This window comes from Sphingopyxis granuli NBRC 100800, from assembly GCF_001591045.1.
In the GTDB taxonomy this organism is placed as follows: Bacteria; Pseudomonadota; Alphaproteobacteria; order Sphingomonadales; family Sphingomonadaceae; genus Sphingopyxis; species Sphingopyxis granuli.
Window position 1 is genome coordinate 1 of sequence record NZ_BCUA01000125.1, and the last position, 7,690, is coordinate 7,690.

General features: G+C 69.2%; 8 protein-coding genes. 3 read left to right on the forward strand and 5 right to left on the reverse strand.

All coding sequences use genetic code 11. From position 1 onward, the window contains the following. The 3 genes from SGR02S_RS18155 to gluQRS all read right to left on the reverse strand — a co-directional run. Nucleotides 1–260 (reverse strand): cobalamin adenosyltransferase family protein (locus tag SGR02S_RS18155; RefSeq protein ID WP_169799707.1); only part of this gene is annotated, 260 nt, incomplete at its 3' end. Between the two features lie 119 nt (nt 261–379). Next, nucleotides 380–604, reverse strand: coding sequence for an HIG1 domain-containing protein (locus SGR02S_RS18160; protein ID WP_067113372.1), 225 nt, complete (start codon nt 602–604; stop codon nt 380–382). Nucleotides 605–613: 9 nt separating this feature from the next. Further along, complete coding sequence (gene gluQRS / locus SGR02S_RS18165; RefSeq protein WP_067113375.1) at nt 614–1,465, reverse strand: tRNA glutamyl-Q(34) synthetase GluQRS; 852 nt, start codon at nt 1,463–1,465, stop codon at nt 614–616. A gap of 168 nt (nt 1,466–1,633) precedes the next feature. Here gluQRS and SGR02S_RS18170 point away from each other — a divergent pair, with 168 nt between their 5' ends. The 3 genes from SGR02S_RS18170 (at nt 1,634) to ppc (ending at nt 5,426) form a co-directional block, all read left to right on the forward strand. Further along, the gene (locus SGR02S_RS18170; protein ID WP_067113387.1) at nt 1,634–2,200 is read left to right on the forward strand and encodes an HNH endonuclease; all 567 of its coding nucleotides are present in this window, start codon (nt 1,634–1,636) and stop codon (nt 2,198–2,200) included. 81 nt (nt 2,201–2,281) lie between these two features. After that, nucleotides 2,282–2,704 carry a YbaY family lipoprotein gene (locus tag SGR02S_RS18175; protein WP_156483127.1) on the forward strand — a complete coding sequence of 141 codons (423 nt, stop codon included), beginning with the start codon at nt 2,282–2,284 and terminating at the stop codon, nt 2,702–2,704. Between the two features lie 52 nt (nt 2,705–2,756). Continuing rightward, the gene (ppc, locus tag SGR02S_RS18180) at nt 2,757–5,426 is read left to right on the forward strand and encodes a phosphoenolpyruvate carboxylase (protein ID WP_067113378.1); all 2,670 of its coding nucleotides are present in this window, start codon (nt 2,757–2,759) and stop codon (nt 5,424–5,426) included. Nucleotides 5,427–5,552: 126 nt separating this feature from the next. Here ppc and SGR02S_RS18185 read toward each other — a convergent pair whose 3' ends face one another. Then, nucleotides 5,553–6,356 (reverse strand): SDR family oxidoreductase, encoded by an 804-nt coding sequence (locus SGR02S_RS18185; RefSeq protein ID WP_067113381.1) that lies wholly within the window; start codon nt 6,354–6,356, stop codon nt 5,553–5,555. 125 nt (nt 6,357–6,481) lie between these two features. Further along, complete coding sequence (locus tag SGR02S_RS18190) at nt 6,482–7,600, reverse strand: acyl-CoA dehydrogenase family protein (protein ID WP_067113384.1); 1,119 nt, start codon at nt 7,598–7,600, stop codon at nt 6,482–6,484. Nucleotides 7,601–7,690: the final 90 nt, after the last annotated feature.

Consider the following 7,690-nt stretch of genomic DNA (forward strand, 5'->3'; position numbering starts at 1 on the left):
CCGAAGCCGTGCTCGGCATCGGCGGGGGTCGCGAGGTCGGCGCCGAGGTCGAACAATTCGTTCTGGATACGGGCCAGCATCGCCGCTTCGTCGCCGTCCGCGGGCAGCGCCGCGACCGCGATGCCGATCGCGCTGTTCGCTTCGTCGACATCGCCGACCGCCTGCATCAGCGGCGTCGACTTGGCGATGCGCGAGCCGTCGACGAGCCCCGTCGTGCCGCGGTCGCCGGTACGGGTGTAGATCTTGTTGAGCTTGACCATGGGATTCCTATGGAGAGCTCGGCACCGGCCCGCGCCCCCACCCGGCCTCCCAACGCCATGTTACGCTGTTTGGGAGGCCGGGTGGGGGCGTGAGCCGGTGCCGCATACGGGCGAAGCGCTCAGGAACCGGCCGCCGTCACACCGATGATGATGAGCAGGATGATGGTGATCGCCTGCCATTTTATGCGGGCCATCATCATCCGGTTCTGCATCACCTGATTGTCGTGGATCGCCCCTTCGGTCGTGGCGCGATGCCCCTGCGCGAAATAGATGAGACCCCGCGCGAGCGAGAAAAGGACGAGACCGGCCGCAACGACGACCGCGAGGACGAGCAGAATCTGCATTCCCCCTATTTAGGCCATCCGCAGCGAATATCCAGCGGGAAGGCGCCCGGCGCGCAAATCATTCGCCAGCGCGCCCCCGTCGACGCCCTTTTCGCGCAGCATCGCGAGCGTCGCGGCGCCGTCGCGCTTGGCGAGCCGCCGGCCGTCGGCGCCGCAGACGAGCGCATGGTGGCGATAGCGCGGCGTCGGCAGGGCGAGCAGCGCCTGAAGCAGCCGGTGAACGTCGGTCGATGCGATGAGGTCGGCGCCGCGCACGACGTGCGTCACCCCCATCGCGGCATCGTCGATCGTGCTCGCGAGATGATAGCTGGCCGGCGCGTCCTTGCGCGCGAGCACGACGTCGCCGTGCGCGGCCGGATCGGCGAGCCGCGCGCCCTGCCCCTCTTCCTCCCAGCGAAGCGAGCCCGCGAGCGCCGCGGCGCGCCGCATGTCGAGCCGCCAGCAATGCGGCTCGGCCGCCCGGCGCCGCTCGCGCTCGGCGGCGGTCAGGCGGCGGCAGGTGCCCGGATAAAGGGGGCCGGCGGGACCGTGCGGCGCCGCGAGGCTGGCGGCGATGTCGGCGCGGGTGCAGAAACAGGGATAGACGAGCCCGCGCGCCGCCAGATCGGCGAGCGCCGCGGCATAGGCGTCGAGATGCGCCGACTGGCGCACCGGCGCCCCGTCCCACGCCAGCCCGAGCCAGGCGAGGTCGGCGAGCGCCGCCGCGACATGGCTTTCGCGCGAGCGGCCGCCGTCGATGTCGTCGATACGGATCCGGAAGCGGCCGCCCGCCGCGCGCGCCGCATCGTGCGCGAGCAGCGCGCTGTAGGCGTGGCCGAGATGCAGCTCGCCGGTCGGGCTGGGGGCGAAGCGGGTCAGCATCGAACGGCGCCCTTATCCATATGCTGTGGCGAAACGACAGGGGACTTGCCACATATTGCGGCACATGCCCCCTTGACGTCGGATTCCGTTGCGTGATGTAATGCTGCTGTCACTCGGGAAAGGCAGTGGCGCGCCATCCCGCACCACAGGGGGTTGCGCAGCGAAGCCATGTTCCATCCCGATCTTGCCCGCCATCCCGATCATTGTCCCGCGCTGGTCCTCAACGCCGACTATACGCCGCTGAGCTATTATCCGCTGAGCCTGTGGTCGTGGCAGACCGCGGTCAAGGCGGTTTTCCTCGACCGCGTCACCATCGTCGAGAATTACGAGCGCGAAATCCGGTCGCCGACGCGCACCATGCCGATCCCCAGCGTGATCGCGCTGCGCCAATATGTGAAACCGTCGCAATATCCCGCCTTCACGCGCTTCAACCTGTTCCTGCGCGACCGTTTCGCCTGCCAATATTGCGGATCGGGCAAGGATCTGACCTTCGATCATGTCGTGCCGCGCCGGCTGGGCGGGCGGACGAGCTGGGAAAATGTCGCGACCGCCTGCGCGCCGTGCAACCTGAAGAAGGGCGGCCGCACCCCCGCGCAGGCGCACATGCCGCTGCACCGCCAGCCGTGGCGCCCGACGAGCTGGCAGCTTCAGGACCACGGCCGCGGCTTTCCACCCAATTATCTGCACGAAAGCTGGATCGACTGGCTGTACTGGGACGTGGAACTGGAAGGCTGAACGGCGCGTATCGGGACGGGTCAGCCGGGGTTCATTCGCGCAGCCCTAGCCGGCCGGCAGCCTTTTCGCAGGAGAACAGCCGTGGTTCCCATCGCTCGCGCCGTCGCGCTCAGCCTCACCGCCCTGTCGCTCGCCGCCTGCGCGACGATCATGCCGTCCGAAGAGCCCGTCACGGTGACCGGCAGCATCGCCTATCGCGAGCGTATCGCGCTGCCGCCGACGGCGCAGGTCGAAATCCGGCTCGACGACGTCAGCCTCGCCGACGCCCCCGCGCGCACGCTGGCACGGCAGGCCTTCACCGCCGACGGCCGGCAGGTGCCGTTCGCTTTCTCGCTGACCGTCGACCGGAACCGGCTCGATCCGCGCCACGCCTATGCCGTCGCCGCGCGGATCAGCGATGCCGACGGCCGGCTGATGTTCATCACCGACACGCACAACGGCGTCGATTTCGCCGGCAAGGCGCGGGTCGACATGGGGACGCTGAATCTGGTCCGCGCGCGCTGACCGCGCGACGCGCCGCTTGACCGCACCCCTTCGCAGGTGCAGCAAAGGCGCCATGAACCAGCCGATCCAGATCAGCCAGAATCCCGACATCCGCTATCTCGGGCGGATATTGGGCGAGGTCATTCGCGCGCAGGGCGGCGAGACGCTGTTCCGCCGGACCGAATATATCCGTTCGGCGAGCGTCGACCGGCATCGCGGCATTGCGGGGGCCGAGGCGATCGACCCGGGGCTCGACGCGCTGAGTCTCGACGACACAATCGCCTTCGTGCGCGGCTTCATGCTCTTTTCGATGCTCGCCAACCTGGCGGAGGACCGGCAGGGCGTCGCCGCCGAGCCCGGGGCGACGGTGGCGGCGGCGCTCGAGCGGCTGGCGGCGGAGGGAATCGACGGCGATGCGGTGACGGCACTGCTGGAGCGGGCGCTGGTCGCCCCGGTGCTGACCGCCCACCCGACCGAGGTGCGCCGCAAGTCGGTGCTCGACCATAAGAACCGCATCGCCGAACTGATGCGGCTGCGCGACGCGGGGCGCGACGAAACGCCCGAGGGCGACAGCGTCGAAGCGGCGATCCGCCGCCAGATCGCGCTGCTGTGGCAGACGCGGCCGCTGCGCACCGAACGCTTGTTCGTCGCCGACGAGATCGACAATGCGCTCACCTATCTGCGCGACGTCTTCCTGCCCGTTGTGCCGCGGCTCTATGCGCGCTGGGAAAAGGAGCTGGGGCGGCGCCCCGCGAGCTTCCTGCGCGTCGGAAGCTGGATCGGCGGCGACCGCGACGGCAATCCCTTCGTCACCGCCGAAACGCTGGAGACGGCGACCGGACGCAACGCGGCGGCGGTGCTCGGCCATTATTGCGACGCGGTGCACGCGCTCGGCACCGAGTTGTCGGTATCGCAGACGCTGGCCCCGGTGCCCGAAACGGTCACGGCGCTCGCCAATGCGAGCGGCGACGAAGCGCCGAGCCGCAGCGACGAACCCTATCGCCGCGCGCTGTCGGGCATCTATGCGCGGCTGTGCGCCACCCATGTCGCGATCGTCGGCCATCCGCCGCCGCGCCCGTCGATGCTGGCGGGCGAGCCCTATGCCGCGCCCGCCGATTTCCGCCGCGACCTCGTCACCCTCGCCGACGGGCTGTCTGCGGGGGGCGAGGGGCAGCTCGGCGGGCTCGGCGCGCTGGGGCGGCTGATCCGCGCGGTCGAGGTCTTCGGCTTCCACCTCGCGACGCTCGACATGCGCCAGAACAGCGCGGTGCACGAGCGCGTGCTCGCCGAACTGCTGCGCGTCTCGGGGGTCGAGGGCGATTATCTGGCGCTGGACGAGGAGGCGCGCGTCGCGCTGCTGCGCCGCGAACTGGCGGTCGACCGGCCGCTCGCCGCGCCATGGCATCGGTGGAGCGAGGAAACGGCGGGCGAACTGGCGATCGTCCACGCCGCCGCCGCGATCCGCGCGCGGCTGGGGCGCGAGGCGATCTGCCAGTGGATCATCAGCAAGGCCGAAAGCCTGTCCGACCTGCTGGAGGTCCATGTCCTCGCGCGCGAGGCGGGGCTGTGGTCGGGCGATGCCGACGACGCGCTGATGGTCGTGCCGCTGTTCGAGACGATCGCCGACCTCGAGCAGGCGCCCGCGATCATGGCCGCCTATTTCGCGCTGCCCGAGATCGCGCAGCGCGTCGGCGCGCGCGGATCGCAGGAAGTGATGATCGGCTATTCCGATTCGAACAAGGACGGCGGCTATCTGACCTCGACCTGGGGGCTGCATCAGGCATCGGCGGCGCTGACCCCGGTGTTCGCGGCGACGGGCACCGCGATGCAGCTGTTCCACGGCCGCGGCGGCGCGGTCGGGCGCGGCGGTGGCAGCGCCTTTGCGGCGATCCGCGCACAGCCCGCGGGCACGGTGCAGGGCCGCATCCGCATCACCGAGCAGGGCGAGGTGATCGCGGCCAAATATGGCACCGCCGATAGCGCCGCGACCAATCTGGAGGCGATGGTGTCGGCCAGCCTGCTCGCCAGCCTGGAGCCCGAGGCGAAGAGCGCGGCCGATGCGGCGCGCTTCGCGGGCGCGATGGATGCGCTGTCCGATCATGCCTTCGCCGCCTATCGCGGGCTCGTCTACGACACGCCGGGCTTTCGGGATGTCTTCCGCGCGATGACGCCGATCGCGGAGATCGCGACGCTGAAGATCGGGTCGCGCCCGTCGAGTCGGACGAAGAGCAGCGCGATCGAGGACCTACGCGCCATTCCCTGGGTGTTCAGCTGGGCGCAGGCGCGCACGATGCTGCCCGGATGGTACGGGACGGGCGAGGCGTTCGCCGCCTTCCCCGACCAGACGCTGCTCGCCGAGATGGCGGCGGGCTGGCCCTTCTTCGCGGCGCTGCTCGACAATATGGAGATGGTGCTCGCCAAGTCCGACATGGGGATCGCGGCGCGCTATGCCGGGCTCGCGAGCCATATCGACGGGCATGACGCGATCTTCATGGCGATACGTGACGGCTGGCAGCGCGCGCACGACGGCCTGCTGCGGATCACCGGCCAGTCGCGGCTGCTGGAGAAGAATCCGGCGCTCGAAGCGTCGATCCGGCTGCGCCTGCCCTATATCGAGCCGCTCAACCTGCTCCAGATCGAGCTGATGAAGCGCCACCGCGCGGGCGAGACCGACCCGCGCATCGCCGAGGGCATCCAACTGACGATCAACGCGATCGCGACGGCGCTGCGGAATAGCGGGTAGCGCAAAGCTCAACCATCACCGTTCGCATCGAGCGAAGTCGAGATGCCCATCGGGAAAGCGAAGCGCAAGACCGACGGGTGTCTCGACTTCGCTCGACACGAACGGAGCGAGGGTCTGGGGATTCGATCAGGCGTCGATGCTGGTCTTCAGGTCGCCGTGGACCAGCCCGCCGTCGACAGCGATCGTGTCTCCGACGACATAGTCGCCCGCCTTCGACGCGAGGAAGATCGCGGCGCCGGCCATGTCCTCCGGCGCGCCGATGCGCTTCACCGGAATGCTCTTCGCGACCGCGTCGCCATGGTCGCGCGCCGCCTTGTTCATGTCCGACTGGAAGGCGCCCGGTGCGATCGCGGTGACGATGATATGATCCTGCACCAGCCGCGCCGCGAGGCGCTTGGTGAGGTAGAGGATCGCCGCCTTCGACGCGTGATAGCTGTATGTCTCCCACGGGTTGAGCCGCATGCCGTCGATCGAGCCGATGTTGATGACCTTCGCCGGCCGGTCCGCCGTGCCCGCGGCCTTGAGCAGACCGTGCAGCGCCTGCGTCAGGAAGAAGGGCGACTTGACGTTGATGTCCATCACCTTGTCCCAGCCCGCCTCGGGGAAGCCCTCGAACGGTTCGCCCCACGCGGCGCCGGCGTTGTTGACGAGGATGTCGAGCCGCTCCTCGCGCGCCTCGAGTTCCTTCGCGAGGCCGCGGCATCCCTCGACCGTCGACAGGTCGACCGGCAGGCCGACGACCTTGCCGGGGTAGCGGCTGTTGAAATCCTCGACCGCCGCCTCGACCTGCGCCGTCTTGCGCGCCGAGATATAGACGCGCGCGCAGCCCGCAGCGAGGAAGCCCTCGACGATCATCGCGCCGATCCCGCGCGAGCCGCCGGTGACGAGCGCGATGCGGCCGTCGAGGCCGAACATGTCAGTGAGGTTCATAGGATTATCTCTCTTCCGTTCGTGCTGAGCTTGTCGAAGCACCGTTCTTCCCCGCGACGCCCGAAAGAAGGGACGGCCCTTCGACAAGCTCAGGGCGAACGGGGTTTGAAAACTCCTAGGCGGACTTAGTATCCGTTCATCCGAGCAACCTGGTCGATGTGGTAATGCACGTCGCCCATATATTCGGCGAGCGCGCGGTCGCGCTTCATGTAGAGGCCGATGTCATATTCGTCGGTCATGCCGATGCCGCCGTGCATCTGGACGCCCTCGCGCACCGCGAGATTGGCGGCGCGGCCGGCCTTCGCCTTGGCGACCGAGACCATCAGCTTCGCGCCCTCGCTGCCCTCATCCAGAAGCTGCTGCGCCTTCATCACGGTGGCGCGCGCGACTTCCATCTCGCCATAGAGATGCGCGGCGCGGTGCTGGAGCGCCTGGAACTCGCCGATCAGCTTGCCGAACTGCTTGCGTTCCTTGAGGTAGGTGACCGTCATGTCCATCGCGCCCTGCCCGACGCCGACCATCTCGGCCGCGGCGCCGGTGCGGGCGGCGGCAAGCAAGGCATTCAGCACCGCCTCGCCCGCGTCGACCTCTCCGATCACCGCGTCGGCGTCGACCTCGACGCCGTCGAGCGTGACGTGGCTCGCAAGGCTGCTGTCCACCAGGCGGCGCGGGTCGGCGGTCAGCCCCTTCGCATCCCTGGGCACCGCGAACAGGGTGAGGCCGCCGTCGGTCTTGGCCGCGACGATGCTCATGTCGGCGACATGGCCGTGGAGGACGAAGCTCTTCTTCCCGTCGAGGCGGAAACCGTTGCCGGCGCGCGTCGCGGTCGTGGCGATGCGGTCGGGGCGGTGCTTGGCGCCCTCGTCGATCGCCAGCGCGACGATCGCCTCGCCCGCCGCGATCGCGGGAAGCCAGCGGTCGGCCTGCGTCCCGCCTGCCTTCGCCAGCGCGGCGACCGCGCCGACGCTGGTCGACAGGAAGGGCGATGGCGTTAGGTTGCGCCCAATCTCCTCGAGCACGATGCCCGCCTCCATGTGGCCCATGCCGAGGCCGCCGTGCGCTTCCGGCACCAGCATGCCGGGCAGGCCCATTTCGACGAACTGCGCCCACAGATCGCGCGAGAAGCCGGTGGCATCGGCGCTGTCGCGAAGCTGGCGGAGGTGCGCGACCGGCGCCTGTTCGGCCACGAAGGGCGCGACGCTGTCCTTGAGCATCGCCTGGTCGTCATTGTGATAGAGCGGCATAGAAACTCCCTCTCCCCTTCAGGGGAGAGGGCCGGGGAGAGGGGAAGTCGCCCCGGCCCTCTGAAAAACACCAACGGAAGTGGGGTGCGT